The organism is Microbacterium pygmaeum, assembly GCF_900100885.1.
GTDB lineage: Bacteria > Actinomycetota > Actinomycetes > Actinomycetales > Microbacteriaceae > Microbacterium > Microbacterium pygmaeum.
In genome coordinates this window covers 854,710-869,322 of sequence record NZ_LT629692.1, presented here as the reverse complement: position 1 = coordinate 869,322, position 14,613 = coordinate 854,710, and the positions used below count along the sequence as shown (strand labels likewise).

The 14,613-nt window shown below is 68.8% G+C and carries 13 protein-coding genes and 1 riboswitch; of the genes, 6 read left to right on the top strand and 7 right to left on the bottom strand.

The annotated features are described in order from the left end of the window. Nucleotides 1–2: 2 nt before the first annotated feature. Complete coding sequence (locus BLT19_RS04020) at nucleotides 3–632, bottom strand: ECF transporter S component (protein ID WP_091486782.1); 630 nt, start codon at nucleotides 630–632, stop codon at nucleotides 3–5. Continuing rightward, a riboswitch (TPP riboswitch) is annotated at nucleotides 625–734 on the bottom strand. It overlaps the preceding gene by 8 nt. 38 nt (nucleotides 735–772) lie before the next feature. On the opposite strand from BLT19_RS04020, the gene BLT19_RS04015 reads away from it, so the two are divergent. Beyond that, nucleotides 773–2,305, top strand: coding sequence for a D-alanyl-D-alanine carboxypeptidase family protein (locus BLT19_RS04015; RefSeq protein ID WP_091486778.1), 1,533 nt, complete (start codon nucleotides 773–775; stop codon nucleotides 2,303–2,305). Here BLT19_RS04015 and BLT19_RS04010 read toward each other — a convergent pair. Further along, nucleotides 2,298–2,975, bottom strand: coding sequence for a hypothetical protein (locus BLT19_RS04010; RefSeq protein WP_091486773.1), 678 nt, complete (start codon nucleotides 2,973–2,975; stop codon nucleotides 2,298–2,300). The genes BLT19_RS04015 and BLT19_RS04010 overlap by 8 nt on opposite strands. A 195-nt stretch (nucleotides 2,976–3,170) precedes the next feature. Here BLT19_RS04010 and BLT19_RS04005 point away from each other — a divergent pair, with 195 nt between their 5' ends. Then, nucleotides 3,171–4,625, top strand: coding sequence for a DUF2252 domain-containing protein (locus BLT19_RS04005; protein ID WP_091486768.1), 1,455 nt, complete (start codon nucleotides 3,171–3,173; stop codon nucleotides 4,623–4,625). Between the two features lie 3 nt (nucleotides 4,626–4,628). Here the strand turns inward: BLT19_RS04005 and BLT19_RS04000 are convergent, their stop codons facing one another. Next, complete coding sequence (locus tag BLT19_RS04000; RefSeq protein WP_091486764.1) at nucleotides 4,629–5,255, bottom strand: hypothetical protein; 627 nt, start codon at nucleotides 5,253–5,255, stop codon at nucleotides 4,629–4,631. Nucleotides 5,256–5,336: 81 nt separating this feature from the next. On the opposite strand from BLT19_RS04000, the gene BLT19_RS03995 reads away from it, so the two are divergent. From BLT19_RS03995 to BLT19_RS03980, 4 genes are read left to right on the top strand one after another with little or no spacing between them, the layout of a single operon-like run. Then, entirely contained in the window at nucleotides 5,337–7,034 is a 1,698-nt protein-coding gene (locus tag BLT19_RS03995; RefSeq protein WP_091486760.1) for a SulP family inorganic anion transporter, read from the top strand. An 11-nt stretch (nucleotides 7,035–7,045) separates the two neighbouring features. After that, the gene (locus tag BLT19_RS03990) at nucleotides 7,046–7,717 is read left to right on the top strand and encodes a GAP family protein (RefSeq protein ID WP_091486756.1); all 672 of its coding nucleotides are present in this window, start codon (nucleotides 7,046–7,048) and stop codon (nucleotides 7,715–7,717) included. A 35-nt stretch (nucleotides 7,718–7,752) separates the two neighbouring features. Next, entirely contained in the window at nucleotides 7,753–8,190 is a 438-nt protein-coding gene (locus tag BLT19_RS03985; RefSeq protein ID WP_091486751.1) for a DUF6325 family protein, read from the top strand. Next, the gene (locus BLT19_RS03980; protein ID WP_172825586.1) at nucleotides 8,187–8,528 is read left to right on the top strand and encodes an SHOCT domain-containing protein; all 342 of its coding nucleotides are present in this window, start codon (nucleotides 8,187–8,189) and stop codon (nucleotides 8,526–8,528) included. Before BLT19_RS03985 ends, BLT19_RS03980 begins: the two co-directional genes overlap by 4 nt. A 374-nt stretch (nucleotides 8,529–8,902) precedes the next feature. On the opposite strand, the gene BLT19_RS03975 is transcribed toward BLT19_RS03980, so the two are convergent. From BLT19_RS03975 to BLT19_RS03965, 4 genes are read right to left on the bottom strand one after another with little or no spacing between them, the layout of a single operon-like run. Further along, on the bottom strand, nucleotides 8,903–10,564 hold the full coding sequence (locus BLT19_RS03975) for a SulP family inorganic anion transporter (RefSeq protein ID WP_091486743.1): 1,662 nt from the start codon (nucleotides 10,562–10,564) through the stop codon (nucleotides 8,903–8,905). A gap of 24 nt (nucleotides 10,565–10,588) precedes the next feature. Continuing rightward, nucleotides 10,589–10,756: a hypothetical protein gene (locus BLT19_RS17510; protein WP_197673016.1), complete on the bottom strand. Its 168-nt coding sequence runs from the start codon at nucleotides 10,754–10,756 to the stop codon at nucleotides 10,589–10,591. 15 nt (nucleotides 10,757–10,771) lie between these two features. Continuing rightward, the gene (locus tag BLT19_RS03970; protein WP_091486740.1) at nucleotides 10,772–12,847 is read right to left on the bottom strand and encodes an ABC transporter ATP-binding protein; all 2,076 of its coding nucleotides are present in this window, start codon (nucleotides 12,845–12,847) and stop codon (nucleotides 10,772–10,774) included. Then, a complete protein-coding gene (locus BLT19_RS03965; RefSeq protein ID WP_091486736.1) occupies nucleotides 12,844–14,571 on the bottom strand; it encodes an ABC transporter ATP-binding protein in 1,728 nt (575 codons plus the stop codon). The genes BLT19_RS03970 and BLT19_RS03965 overlap by 4 nt, the downstream gene beginning before the upstream one ends. Between the last annotated feature and the right edge of the window lie 42 nt (nucleotides 14,572–14,613).

The following is a 14,613-nucleotide window of genomic DNA, read 5'->3' as shown; positions in this document are numbered from 1 at the left end:
CGTCAGACGCGGGCGCGGGCCTCGCGGCCCGAAGCGAAGCGATCCAGCGCCCCGGTCGCCGCGAGTCCGCGCGCCAGCACCCACGACAGCGCGCCGGCGATCACGGCGCCCGAGAGCACGGTGCTGACCAGGTAGATCGTCGTGAACGCGGCATCCGATCCCGGGTACCAGAGGATCAGGTTGTTGATGCCGCCGGCCAGGGCCGCGCCGGCGCCGGCGAGGATGGCGACCGGCAGGCTGAAGCGGCGGTAGAAGAAGATCAGGAAGATCAGTTCGGCGCCCAGCCCCTGGACGATGCCGGCCTCGATCGTGAGGAACCCGCCCCACGCGTTGCCCACCAGGGCCGAGACGACCGCGGCCAGCAGCTCGGTGTAGATCGCGGCGCCCGGCTTGCGGATGATCAGGGCTCCGAGCACGCCGGCGAACAGCCAGGGTCCGTCCAGGAGCCCCTGGAGTCCGGGCAGGAGCGGCTCCAGCAGCGTTTTCGGGCCGAGGTAGCCGATGTTCCAGAGGAGGAAGATCAGGCCGGATGCGACACCGATCACGCTGGCGACGACGATGTCGACGACTCTCCAGCGGAGAACGCGTGCGGAGGCACCGGTTCGTGCGGGTGCGGACGTGGAGACGTGCATGGATGCTCCTCCCTGCGCTGGCATGATCCAGATCAGGTTCGACGGTCGAAGCGTGGTTCGCTTCCTCTCAGCCCGGCTCACCGGACTCCCGTGGTTGTGGCAATCAGTGTACTCCGCCGCGGACGAGGTACTTTAGGCGAATGACCTCGGAGGACCCGCCCGCGCAGACGCGTCGCCGGCTCCGCGAGACGCAGCGCTCGCCCGAGTCCGGCGGGGATGCGAGCAGCACGGCGACCCTGACCGATGCGGATGCCACCGCGGTGTACTCCGCCGCGGCGACACTCACCGCTGCCCCGGCAGCGACGACCTCGACCGTGATCGCGGCAGCAGCCGCGCGACCAGCGGCGCTGTCGTGGGTCGACGAGCGTGCGGTCGCTTCGGCGCCCAGCGCCGCCCCCACCCTCGAGGCGGCGGGGTCGCCCTACCTGCCCGCGCAGGCCGACCTGCTCGCCGTGCCCCCGCGCCGGTCGCTGCTGCGCGCCGGCGTGGTCGTGCCGACCCTGATCATCGCCGCCCTGGCGGGCGCCTACGCTGCCACGACGCTGCTCTGGCCGCTGCACGCGATCCCCCCGGCCATCGAGGCGGTCGAGGTGCAGGCGGCGGTCGCGCCGCCCGCCGTGCTGAACTGGCCCGCGTCGGGCAGCGCCGCCGTTGCGGTCGACGGGATCGGCGGTCCCATCGCATCAGCGGTCGACCCGTCCCAGATGGCGAGCATCACGAAGGTCATCACCGCGCTGCTCGTCCTGGAGGAGATGCCCCTCGCACTGGGAGAGACTGGCCCGGAGTTCCGCTTCACCCAGGGCGACAGCGACGAGTACTGGGACTACCTCTCGAACAACGAATCGGCCCTCGACGTCCCGGTCGGCGGCACCCTCAGCGAGTACCAGCTGCTGCAGGGCATGCTGATCGGCTCGGCCGGCAACTACGCGGACCGGCTCGCCTACAACATCTGGCCGTCGCAGTCGGTGTACGCGGCCGCGGCATCGACCTGGCTCACCGCGCACGGCGTCAACGGCATCACGGTCGTCGAGCCCACCGGTCTCGACCCGCGCAACACCGCGACGCCCGAATCGATGATGTCGCTGGCCAAGCTCGCGATGGCCAACCCGGTGATCGCGGAGATCGTCGGGACGCAATCGGTCGACCTGCCGGGGGCGGGGCTGGTGACCAACACGAACGGCCTGCTCGCGGATCCGGGCGTCGTCGGCATCAAGACCGGCTCACTCGACGCCTACACGCTGCTGTCCGGAAAGAACGTGCAGGTCGGCGAGACGACGGTGCGCGTGTACGCGGTCGTGCTCGGACAGCCCGACGACGACACCCGCCTCGCCGCATCGCGTCAGCTGTACGCCGATGTCGAACTCGGACTCCAGCCTGCGCCGTCGGTGCCTCAGGGGACGGTGACCGGGCACGTCACCACGGCCTGGGGCGAGGAGGTCGACGTGATCACTGCGGCGGACGCGAGCGTGATCCTCTTCAACGGCGGCTCAGGGGCGGTCTCCACCACCTTCTCGCTGGGCGATGCGTTGTCCGCCGGCGAGACCGTGGGCAGCCTCGCGGTGCAAGGACCCCTGAATTCGACGACGGTCGAGCTCGAACTGGCCGACGATGTCGAACCGCCCAGCGCCTGGTGGCGCCTCACCCATCCGCTCGAACTGCTCGGCATCAGCTGATCCCCGCTGCGGCCGGGTGCCCGCGCCGGTAGTTCTGGACCAGGATCAGGACGCTGACCGCCAGCACCCACGCGGGGAAGATCAGCGTCACCCACAGGCTGACGCTGGTGACCACCAGCAGCACGAGCGCCACGGCGTAGGTGACGAAGGCGAGCCAGCGCGGCATCACGCGCGTGCGCAGCCACATGGTCGCGAGGCAGATCAGCAGCACTCCGGCCATCCGCAGGGCGTAGATGTTGCTGACCTGCAGCATCACCGCCCGACCGAAGTTCGACACCTCTGCCCGACTCTGCTCGTCGGCCACGAACGGCATGCTCGCGACGATTCCGCCGGCGATCGCGCCGGAGACGAAGAGCATCGCCAGGAACAGCAGTCCGCTGCCGATGAACACCGACGAGAACAGCTGGTCCTCGGCGTCTTTGAACCGGTCGCGGACGACACCCATGAACCACAGGAACGCGATGCCGGCGAACGGCAGCATCCCGAGGGCGATGCTGATCCGCGTGGCGCCACCGCCTTCCAGCCAGTCGTCGTTGCCGGTGAGGGTCTCGGGAAGCGAGGAGCGCAGCAGCACGAGGGCGACGGTGAACAGCACGGCGAACAGGACGCCGGCCAGGGCCGCCGCCCGCGGCGATGCCAGCGGCCGGGGGGCCTGCGCGGATTCGGTCATGGGGCGCTCCGTTCGGCGGCCGGACGCCGCGTCCCGACCGTATGCGCCTGCGCCGAGGCGCGACAGAGCGAACGGCCACGATCACCCCGGGAGAGTGATGCCACCGGAAGCGCGCCGCTGCCAGACTGACGCCGGGCACTTCGACGCGCCGCGCCACGCTCGTGGCGGGCCGGTGAGGTGGAAAGAAGGCTCGACATGGTTCCGACTGCTTCTGACACCGCGTCCGCGACGATCCCGGCGACGCCGGATCGCGCGGACTTCGAGGGTCGCCGTGCGTACGGCCGTGCGAGGCGCATCGGTACCCCGCGGACCAGTCACGCCGTCTGGGAGACGCCCGCCGACCGAGCCGATCCGATCGCCCTCCTGGAGGAGCAGGCCGAGTCCCGCGTTCCCGAGCTGGTGCCGATCCGGCACGGCCGGATGATGGTCTCGCCCTTCACGTTCTACCGGGGGGCGGCGCTGCTGATGGCGGCGGACCTGGCGCGGACGCCGAAGAGCGGTCTGACCGTGCAGCTGTGCGGCGACGCGCACCTGTCCAACTTCGGGTTGTTCGGCAGCCCGGAGCGGCGCCTGCTGTTCGACATCAACGACTTCGACGAGACGCATCCGGGGCCCTTCGAGTGGGACCTCAAGCGCCTCGTGGCCAGTTTCGAGATCGCCGGCCGGCATCGCGGCTTCACCGACGAGGAGCGTCAGCAGCTCCGCCTGGCCGCCGCACGCGGGTACCGCGAGCGCATGATCGAGGCCGCGGAGTCCTCGGTGCTGGATGCCTGGTACGATCACCTCGACGCGGAGCAAGTGGAGTCGTGGGTCAAGGCGGAACGTGCAGCCTCGCGGGCCGACAAGCGACAGGTGAAGGCCGTCGAGACGATCGTCGCCAAGGCACGCACGAAGGACCGCCTGCGGGCGTTCTCCAAGCTCGTCACCAACGATGACGGCGAGATGCGCATCATCGCGGACCCGCCGCTCATCGTCCCCGTCGAGGACGTCGTCACCGACGCGCACGAGATCCGCAACACCGAGGCGACGATGCGGGGCATCCTCGCCTCCTACCGCTCGACGCTGCTGGTGGCGCGGCATCCGCTCGCGGAGTACAGGTATGTGCACATGGCCAGGAAGGTGGTCGGCGTCGGCAGCGTCGGCACGCGGGCGTGGATCGTGCTGCTCACCGGACGCGATGCCTCGGACCCGCTGTTCCTGCAGGCGAAGGAAGCGCGAGCATCGGTGCTGGAGCGGTTCCTGGAGCCGAGCGAATACGCCTCCCACGGCGAACGCGTGGTCCGCGGCCAACGCCGGATGCAGGCATCCACCGACATCTTCCTCGGCTGGCGGCGCGTCCGCGGCGACGGCGGCATCGAACGCGACTTCTACGTCCGGCAGCTGCACGACTGGAAGGGCTCGTTCGACCCCGAGGTCATGATCCCGCGGGGCGCGCTGCTCTACGCCCGGATCTGCGGAGAGACGCTCGCCCGGGCGCACGCGCGATCCGGCGACCGGGTGGAGATCGCCGCATACCTCGGCCGGTCGGCGAGGTTCGACGAGGCGATCAGCGAGTTCTCGGTGGCCTACGCGGATCAGAACGACGCCGATTACGCCTCGTTCATCGCGGCGATCGCCTCCGGCCGCCTCGAGGCGCGCGAAGGGCTCTGACGATCAGAAGCGGATCGGGAAGGTGATCAGCAGCACGAGTCCCGCTGCGGCGATGACGCCGGCCAGACCCAGTACGAGCCGTGATGCGAGCAGCGAGATCCCCCGTTGCGCGATCGCCGCCAGGAAGAGCACGAGCGCGAAGAGCACGGTCATCAGGGAGTAGTTGTCGCCCTTGTCGTTGAAATCCAGCGCGGTCGCCTGCAGTGCCTCGGCCTTCGCCGTGGCCGCTTTCGCCTCGGCGGTCCCATCCGGGACGTACTCCGTCATCACGAATGGCCCGCGCTCGGTTTCGCCGTCCGCCTGCCAGGCATCGAAGGCGACTGCGAACTCCGGCGAGAAGCGATCCTCGATGTACGCCGCCAGTGCGGGCTCGTCGTTCGCGCCGGCCAGGACCCACTGCGTGTAGATCGCGAGATCGGCGCTGCGGGCGTCCCGCGCCTGGGCGTCGAAGTCGGAGGCTTCGATACGGGCGGTGGATGCTTCGCTGAAGGCGACGGAGGAGTCGCCGCCCCACTTCGCCGACTGGAATCCGCACCAGGCGGTCATGACCGCCACCAAGGAAAGCAGGATCACGGCGATCAGTTCATGCACCTCGGTGGCGCGGCTGTGCTTCGGCGTGGTCTCCCCCATGGCGCAACAGTATGCGCCCCCGGCCGCCCCGGAGTAGGTTCGGCATGTCGCGACATTGTGCGACCCGTCCCCGGAGCACGCATGCAGAAGCCCCTCGCCGGACTCACGCGCCACAATCTGGTCCGCGAGTCGGTCGCCGGCATCACACTGCTGGCGATCGCGATCCCGCTGAACATCGGCTACGCGCAGATCGCCGGGCTCCCGCCGACGGCCGGGCTGTACGCCCTCGTCGTGCCGACGGTGATCTACGCACTCGTCGTCTCGTCGCGTCAGCTGGTGGCATCACCGGATGCCGCAGCCGCCGCCCTGGTGGCCTCATCGCTGGGCGGACTGGCCGTCGCCGGCTCCGCCGACTACACCACGCTGGCGCTCGCGCAGGCGATCATCTGCGGCGTCATGTTCATCCTGCTCGCGGTGTTCAAACTGGGGTTCCTCGCGAACTTCCTCTCCAAGCCGATCCTCGTCGGATTCGTCGGCGGCCTCGCCCTCGACATCCTGGTCAGCCAGATCGCGAAGATGCTCGGCGTGAAGATCGACTCCGGCGGCGAGTTCGTCGAGAAGGTCTCCGGACTCGCGGTCGGGCTGGGCACGACGAACCTGATCTCTCTGATGATCTCGATCGTCAGCGTCGCGATCCTGCTCCTGGGCAAGCGCTACCTCGGCGCGATCCCATGGGCACTGGTGGTCCTCGTGCTGGGCACCATCATCGTCATGGTCGCCGACCTCGACGACGCCGGCGTCGACGTGCTGGGCGCCGTCCCGGCCGGCCCGCCGGCGCTGAGCTGGCCGGTCATCGACTGGACGATGTGGCTCGCCCTGATTCCCTCGGCGATGGCCCTCACCCTCGTGACCACGGCCGAAGGGCTGCTCGTCTCGCGATCGTACGGCGAAAAGCGCCACTACCCGACCTCACCGAACCGGGACCTGCTCGCCTTCGGCCTGGGCAACATCGCCGCCGGAGCCAGCAGCAGCTTCGCGATGGGATCCTCGACCTCGCGCACCGCGGCCATGGATCAAGCCGGTTCCCGCACCCAGCTGCCCTCGCTCATCCTGGCTGTCGGCACCCTGCTGCTGCTCCTGTTCGGCACGGCCGTGCTCGCCGACATCCCCTCGCCCGCCATCGGAGCAGTGGTCGCGGTCGCGATCCTGCCGCTGCTGGGCATCCGCGAATTCATCGACCTCTGGCGGCTGGATCGCTTCGAGTTCCTCGTCGGCGCCGTGTGCTTCCTCGTCACCCTCTTCGTCGGCGCGATCCCCGGCATCCTCGTCGCGTTCGTCCTGGCCCTGATCAACATGGCCAAGCGCGCGGCCAACCCCGCCATCGACGTGCTCGCCGCGAATGACAGCCCGACCGACTCGCTGCTGGACGACGCCCCATCAGGGTCGGTGACCGCACCGGGCGTGATCGTCGTCCGGATGGCGGCACCCCTGTTCTTCGCCAACGGCAGCGTGTTCGCCGAGGCGGTCAAAGGCGCCGTCGTCGCCGCCTGCGAGGACCGCGTGCACCATCTGGTGATCGACATGGAAGCCGTCACCGACGTCGATGTCACCGGCGCCGAGGCGTTCGGGGGCCTGCGGGATTGGCTCGCCTCGAACGAGGTCACCCTCGCCTTCAGCCGCGTCCGACCGGACGCCCGCAGGCGCTTGACCCGGTTCGGCATCCTCGTCGACGAGACGGTCTATCCGACCAACCGCGCGGCCGTGGCGGCGCTCACTCCGCACATGGGCTGGCCGCAGAAGCTCCGCGAGTCCCTCTCCATCACCCGAAGCAGCAACTAGACAGGATCCGCATGGGCGCCGTCATCGGAGCAGTCCTCCCCCTCGCGATCGGCATCGCGATCAGTCCGATCCCGATCATCGCGGCGATCCTCATGCTGCTCTCGCCGAAGGCGAAGGGGACGAGCGCGGGCTTCCTCCTGGGCTGGATCGTCGGCATCGTCGCGGCGGTCACGGTGTTCACCCTGCTGGCCTCCATCCTGCCTGACAGCGACTCGGACGGCCCGAAGCCCGTCCACGGCACGATCCAGATCGTGCTGGGCGCGCTGCTGCTCTTCCTGGCTCTCCGGCAGTGGCGGTCGCGGCCGAAGGCCGGGCAGACCGCGGCGCTGCCGAAGTGGATGTCGGCCATCGACACGATGAACGCGGCGAAGGGCCTCGGGCTCGGGTTCCTGCTGGCCGCCGTCAACCCGAAGAACCTCCTGATGGGCGCGGGTGCCGGCACGACGATCGGCGGCGCCGGTCTCGATGTCGGAGAGACGGTCGTGGTCATCGCGATCTTCACGGTCATCGCCGCGGCGTCGGTCGCCGTTCCCGTCCTCGGGTACCTCATCGCGTCGAGGCGGATGGCCGGCCCGCTCGAGTCGCTGCGGACCTGGCTCGTGCACAACAACGCGACCGTGATGGCGGTGCTGCTGCTCGTGATCGGCGTGGTGCTGATCGGCAAGGGCATCGCCGGCTTCTGAACCCGTCCGAATCCACCCGCATCGAAAGGAACACCATGGCTGAATTCCAATACGGTCCCGTCGAGTTGCACCTCGTCGGGTTCGAGGGCGACCGTCCCGACCCCGGCGTGATCGCCGCCATCGTCGAGCTCATCGAAGCCGACATCGTGCGCCTCCTCGACTTCGTGATCGTCTCGAAGGCCGAGGACGGCACGGTCACCGCCCTCGAGATCGAGGACGAGACCGATCGCTACGGCTTCGGCTCGGTCGAGCTCGCCGAGATCGGCATCACCGGGGAAGAAGACATCGAGGAGCTCGCCGAGCTGATCCCGCCCGGCGCGTCCGCGGCGATCGTCGCCTACGAGCTGGTCTGGGCGAAGCGGCTCGCGGAGAGCTTCGCCGCATCCGGCGGGTCGATGCTGCGCAGCGAGCGCATCCCGGCACCCATCGTGAACGCGCTGGTCGAGGCCGCGCAGGAGGAGGAATCAGCATGATCCGACGATTCGGACGCCCGGGCCTTCTGGGGCTTGCCGCACGCACCGCTGTCGTGGCCGGCACCGCCACGGCCGTCAGCGGCGGCATGCAGCGCCACCAGCAGGAGAAGGCGCAGAACCAGTACGAGCAGCAGCAGTACGAAGCATCGCAGCAGCAGGCCCAGATCGATGCTGCCGCGCAGGCCGCAGCCGCGCAGTACGCCGCACCGGCCGCGCCCCCGGCACCAGCCGGCGGCCTCGACCTGGTCGGCGAGCTGCAGAAGCTCGCCTCCCTCAAGGATGCCGGCGTGCTCAGCGACGCGGAGTTCGCCGCCGCGAAGGCGAAGCTGCTGGGCTGATCCTCTGGAGGTCCCCGGTGCGGCCCGCTTCGCCTGGGGGCGACCAGGAGCGTCTGGGCGGGCGGCTCATGGCCGATTCGTGGGGGGTGCGTTCCCGTCCCGCAACACCGGCGCGGACGGCTGGGTGGCAGTTCTCAGTGGGCACCGTCGGTGCCATGTTCATCGTCGCCGCGCCGGCGTTGTTCCTCCCCGGATCGCCCTGGTGGGTCACAGCCGGCACGCTGGCACTGGGGCTGGTCACGATGGTGCTCGGCGGCATCCAGCTGGGTCGGGAGATCCACCAGCAGCGCGCCAGCCGCGCGACGCCGCCGCCGCTGCCGCCGTCCGATTCCACGCCACCGCCCCGGCCCCAGTCCGCGCGCGAGATCCGGCGCTCAGGCGGGCGGACCGGATGCCGCGGTCAGGCCGCCCTCGACGGTGGCGTGCACTCGACCGACGGACGCAAGCCGGCGATACCAGTCCACCTTCGTCGCGACACGCTCGGCACGCTCGGGCAGCGCGACCAGGAACAGCGTGATCCCGAGCTGCGACAACTCGCGATCGAGATCGGCCAGTGCGTCCAGCACCGTGATCGTGATGACGTCCATGCGCTCCAGGTCGAGCACGACTGCTGTGACCGGCGGGTCCTGTGCCCGCGCCAGCGCGATGATGGCCCGCTCGTTGGCCAGCGCGTTGGCCGTGTAGAGTCCCCGCCCGAGGTGGACGGCGATGATTCCTTCGCGGCGGGCCACGATCGACAGCCGAGGGATGTTGAGTTCGCGCAGCACCAGGACCAGCGTGACGACGACACCGACCGCGACGGCGGCGAGCAGCCCCGCGGTGAGGCCGATGAGGGCGACGACGAGGGCGATCCAGAAGTCGGTCGGGCTGATCCGGGCCCAGCGGGCCAGCTGCCGGATGTCGATCAGCCCGATCACAGCGACGAAGACCATCGCGGCCAGCGTCGCTTCGGGGAGCAGGCTCAGCACCGGGCCGAGGAAGAGGGCCACGAGGATCGCCAGCGCGACCGTCACGAATGTGGACAGTTGCGTCCGTGCGCCCGCGCTCTGGTTCACCGCGCTCTGCGAGAACCCTCCGGCAGCCGGCATGGTGGTGAAGAATGCTCCGGCGACGTTGGCGGCGCCGGTGGCCAGCAGCTCCTGATCGCTGTCGATCTGGGGCTCGGTGGCTCTGCGGATGCCGCGCGCCACGGCTGCGGACTCGAGGAACGCCATCACCGCGATCGCGAGGGCGCCGGGTACCAGAGCCGGGATCTGCCCGACGTCCGGCAACCCCGGCACCGGCAGCCCTCCGGGCACCGGTTCGATCAGGTCGACGCCGCGTTCCGCGACACCCGCGAAGGCGACGAGCAGGATGCCGGCGACGACGACGATCAGGCTGCCGGGCACCTTCGGGGCGAACCGCTTGAGAAGCACGAGCACTGCGATCGATCCCGCCGACAGGGCGAGGGTCGGCCAGTTCACACTGTCGAACGCCTCGCCGATCGCGAGGAGCGAACGAAGGAAGCCGTGACCGGAGAAGTTGTAGGTCTCGCCCAGCAGCTTCGGCAGCTGTCCGACCGCGACGGTCGCCCCGACACCGATCTTCAGACCGAGAACCGTCGCGCCGCTGATGTTCTCCACGAGGGAGCCGAGCCGGAACAGCCGAGCCAGCAGCAGGATGAGCCCGACCAGCAGCGTCAGCGTCGTCAGCGACCCGAGGGCGTCACCGGTGCTGGATGCGCTGCCGGCCACCCCCGCCGAGACCAGTGTTGTGGCGGTGAGGGTCGCGATCGTCGACGTCGTCGACACACTCATCGCGCGCGAGCCGCCGAGCATCGCATAGATGAACATCGGCACGATGCACGTGTACAGGCCGACCTGCACCGGCAGGTTCGCGATCGTGGCGTACGCCATCGCCTGCGGCACGACGACCGCGCCGGCCGAGACGCCGCCGATGATGTCGGGAGTCAGCCACGCCCGCCGGTATCCGGCGAAAGTCGGCAGCAGCCAGGACGCGCGGGGGCGGGTCGGTGCGCCGGCCGGTGGTGTCGTCACTCCCGAAGACTATCGACGCGGCGCTCAGGCATCCGGCAGAGGCGGGAACACGTCGGTCCAGTCGTCCTTCACGCTGACCACGACGATCGAACCGTCGACCGCGGCATCCAGCGCGTCCTGGGCCCCCTTGTCGTACGGAGCATCCCCTCGACCGGTGTCATCGCGCCACGAGCCGAGCGGCTCGGTCGTCACGGGATCACCGCTCTCTCACGCCTCGCTCACGCCCTGCCCGTAGCCGGCACCCGCGGCATCCGGCACCGTCTCGAGCGTGCCGGTCTCGGCTGCGACGAAGTCAAGATCGGTTGCCGCCTGCTCGAACTGCGACTGATACAGGCGCCAGTAGGCGCCGCGCGCGGCGATGAGTTCCTCGTGGTTGCCCTTCTCCACGATGTCGCCGTGCTCCATCACGAGGATGAGGTCTGCGTCGCGGATGGTCGACAGCCGGTGCGCGATGACGAACGATGTGCGTCCCTCGCGCAGCAGGTTCATCGCCTGCTGGAGCAGCAGCTCCGTTCTCGTGTCGACCGAGGACGTCGCCTCGTCGAGGATGAGCACCGACGGCTGGGCAATGAAGGCCCGGGCGATGGTGATGAGCTGCTTCTCGCCCGCTGACACGTTCGAGGCGTCTTCGTCGAGGACGGTGTCATAACCTTCCGGAAGCGAGTGGACGAAGCGGTCCACGCGCGTGGCCGTCGCGGCTGCGATGATCTCCTCGTCGGTGGCCGACTCGCGCCCGTAGCGGATGTTGTCGCGGATCGTCCCGGCGAACAGCCAGGGGTCCTGCAGCACCATGCCGGTGCGGGAGCGGACGTCATCGCGAGTGAGTTCTGCGATGTTCTGCCCGTCCAGCAGGATGCGCCCGCCGTCCAGCTCGTAGAACCGCATGATCAGGTTGACCAGCGTCGTCTTGCCGGCGCCCGTCGGACCCACGATCGCGACGGTCTGGCCCGGCTCCACCCGGAAGGACAGGTCGGTGATCAGCGGGCGATCGGGCGTGTAGGCGAACTTCACGTGGTCGAACTCGATGACGCCCTCGCCGTCGACCGGTTCCGGCGCGTCGGGGGAGTCCGGCTCCTGCTCCTCGGCGTCCAGCAGCTCGAAGACCCGCTCGGCCGAAGCTACGCCGGACTGGACGACGGCCGCCATCCCGCCCAGCTGCGACAGCGGCTGCGTGAACTGCTGCGAGTACTGGATGAAGGCCTGCACGTCGCCGAGGCGGAGCTGCCCGCCGGCGACCATGACGCCGCCGAGCACCGCGATGCCGACGTACGTCAGGTTTCCGATGAAGGTCATGCCGGGCATGATCACGTTCGAGAGGAACTGCGCGCGGAAGCTGGCCTGGTAGAGCTCCTCGTTCTCGATCTCGAACTTCTCCCGCGAGTCCTTTTCCCGGCCGTACACCTTCACGAGTGCGTGACCGGAGAACGACTCCTCGACACGGGCGTTGAGCAGGCCGACCTTGCGCCACTGGATGCCGAACGCCTTCTGCGACTTGGGCCCGATGACGCCGAAGATCACGCCCATCAGCGGCAGCGAGATCAGGGCCACGAGGGCGAGCTGCCACGAGATCGAGAACATCATGAACATCACGCCGATGACGGTCAGCACCGAGGTCAGAGCTGAGGAGAGGGACTGCTGCATCGTCTGGGTGATGTTGTCGATGTCGTTGGTCACGCGCGAGATCAGATCGCCGCGCTGCACTTTGTCGAAGTACGACAGGGGCAGCCGGTTGATCTTGACCTCGACGTCCTGACGCAGGCGCCACATGGTCCGCACCATGATGACGTTGATGACGTAGCCCTGGATCCAGCTCAGGAACGACGAGACGACGTAGATCGCGAGCACCGCGACGATCACCATGCGGAGTGCGTCGAAATCCACTCCCGTGCCGACGGAGAAGTCGTTCATCGCGCCGACGATGTTGGCGAAGTCGGTCTGTCCCGCCGCCTGCAGTCCGGCGACGACGTCGGCCTGCGACGTGCCCTCGGGGAACGTTCCGGCCAGTCCGACAGACACGGCGCCCTCGAAGATGATGTTCGTCGCCTCGCCGAGGATCTTCGGGGCGATGACGGCGAGGACGACCCCGATCGCGCCGAGGATCGACACGATCGTGAAGGACACGGCGTGGGGTCGCAGGAGGCCGATGAGCCGGCCGAAGCTCTTGCCGAAATCGGTCGCCTTCCCGGGCTTCACGCTGTCCCAGTCGCCCGAGTTCTGGCGGGCCTGCTCGGCGAGCTCGAGTTCGAGCTGCTCTTCCTCGGAGAGGGTGTCGGGAGTACTCATGCCTGCACCGCCAGCTGCGAATCGACGATCTCCCGGTAGGTGGGACTGGACTGGATCAGCTCCTCGTGGGTTCCGATTCCGGCCATGCGGCCGTCCTCGAGGACGATGATGCGATCGGCTTCGGTGATCGTGGAGACCCGCTGTGCGACGACGATCTTGGTCACGTGCGGCAGTTCGCGCCAGAGCGCCTGGCGCAGACGGGCGTCGGTGGTGAGGTCCAGCGCCGAGAAGGAGTCGTCGAAGACGAGGATGTCGGGCTGATGCACGATCGCCCGCGCGATGGCCAGCCGCTGCCGCTGGCCGCCCGAGACGTTGGTGCCGCCCTGGGCGATGCGCGCATTCAGCTTGCCGTCCATCTCCTCGACGAAGTCGCGGCCCTGAGCGATCTCCAGCGCAGCCCACAGCTCCTCGTCGGTGGCGTCCTCGCGCCCGAACCGAAGATTGGACGCGACGGTTCCGGTGAACAGGAAGGGTCGCTGCGGAACCAGGCCGATGCCCTTCCACAGCACGTCGAGGTCGGCCTGGCGCACGTCCACGCCGCCGACGAGGACCGCGCCGCCCGTGACGTCGAAAAGGCGCGGGATCAGCGAGACGAGCGTGGTCTTGCCGGCACCGGTCGAACCGACCACCGCGATCGTCTCGCCGGGCGCGGCGTCGAAGGTGATGCCCTGCAGCACCGGTGTCTCGGCACCCGGATAGGTGAACTCCACATCGCGGAACTGCACTGCGCCGCGCGACGGGAATGCGGTGACCGCGTTCTCCGCACGCGTCAGGGTGGACTCGCTGGCCAGCACCTCGCTGATGCGCTCGGCCGAGACGGCTGCCCTCGGGATCATGATCACCATGAAGCTCGCCATGAGCACGCCCATGAGGATCTGGGCGATGTACTGCATGAACGCGAACAGGGTGCCGATCTCGATGCTGCCGTTGTCGACTTCGATGCCACCGAACCAGATGACGCCGACGATCGTGACGTTCAGCACCAGCATGGCAACGGGGAACAGCAGCACGAAGAGGGATCCGACCTTGCGCCCGACCACCATGATGTCGGTGTTGGCGACGCCGAAGCGCTCCTCCTCGATGTCCTCGCGGACGAACGCCCGCACGACGCGCACGCCGGTGAGCTGCTCGCGCAGCGTGCGATTGACGGCATCGAGCTTCTTCTGGAACTGCCGGAACAGCGGCACCATCCGGCTGACGATCAGCAGGACGAACACCAGCAGCAGCGGGACGGCGACCGCGATCAGCCAGCCGAGCCCCAGGTCGGCGCTCAGCGCCATGATCACCCCGCCGATCGCGAGCAGCGGCGCGGTGATGAGCATCGTCGAGCCCATCATCGCGAGCATCTGCACCTGCTGCACGTCGTTGGTGTTGCGGGTGATGAGCGAGCCCGGACCGAATGCCGAGACCTCGCGCTCCGAGAACGCGCTCACCTTCTCGTAGATGTCGCGGCGCATGTCGCGACCGGCCGCCATCGACGCCTTCGCGGCGAAGTAGGTGGCGATGATGGCCGCGACGATCTGACCCAGCGAGATCGCGAGCATGAGCGCGCCGGTGGACCAGATGTACCCGACATCGCCCTTCGAGACGCCCTGATCGATGATGTCGGCGTTCAGCCTCGGCAGGTAGAGGGTGGCCACCGCCGAGATGATCTGGAAGACCAGCAGGGCCACCAGCAGCCAGCGATAGGTCTTGAGATAGCGGATGAGGAGTTTTCCGAGCACGGCATCTCCCGAGAAGAGAGTTCGAAGAATGCGACGAATGCG

What these genes read in the sequence shown, in the direction of transcription:
- BLT19_RS04020 (WP_091486782.1), bottom strand. Translation starts at nt 632, where the DNA reads ATGCACGTCTCCACGTCCGCACCCGCACGAACCGGTGCCTCCGCACGC.
- BLT19_RS04015 (WP_091486778.1), top strand. Translation starts at nt 773, where the DNA reads ATGACCTCGGAGGACCCGCCCGCGCAGACGCGTCGCCGGCTCCGCGAG.
- BLT19_RS04010 (WP_091486773.1), bottom strand. Translation starts at nt 2,975, where the DNA reads ATGACCGAATCCGCGCAGGCCCCCCGGCCGCTGGCATCGCCGCGGGCG.
- BLT19_RS04005 (WP_091486768.1), top strand. Translation starts at nt 3,171, where the DNA reads ATGGTTCCGACTGCTTCTGACACCGCGTCCGCGACGATCCCGGCGACG.
- BLT19_RS04000 (WP_091486764.1), bottom strand. Translation starts at nt 5,255, where the DNA reads ATGGGGGAGACCACGCCGAAGCACAGCCGCGCCACCGAGGTGCATGAA.
- BLT19_RS03995 (WP_091486760.1), top strand. Translation starts at nt 5,337, where the DNA reads ATGCAGAAGCCCCTCGCCGGACTCACGCGCCACAATCTGGTCCGCGAG.
- BLT19_RS03990 (WP_091486756.1), top strand. Translation starts at nt 7,046, where the DNA reads ATGGGCGCCGTCATCGGAGCAGTCCTCCCCCTCGCGATCGGCATCGCG.
- BLT19_RS03985 (WP_091486751.1), top strand. Translation starts at nt 7,753, where the DNA reads ATGGCTGAATTCCAATACGGTCCCGTCGAGTTGCACCTCGTCGGGTTC.
- BLT19_RS03980 (WP_172825586.1), top strand. Translation starts at nt 8,187, where the DNA reads ATGATCCGACGATTCGGACGCCCGGGCCTTCTGGGGCTTGCCGCACGC.
- BLT19_RS03970 (WP_091486740.1), bottom strand. Translation starts at nt 12,847, where the DNA reads ATGAGTACTCCCGACACCCTCTCCGAGGAAGAGCAGCTCGAACTCGAG.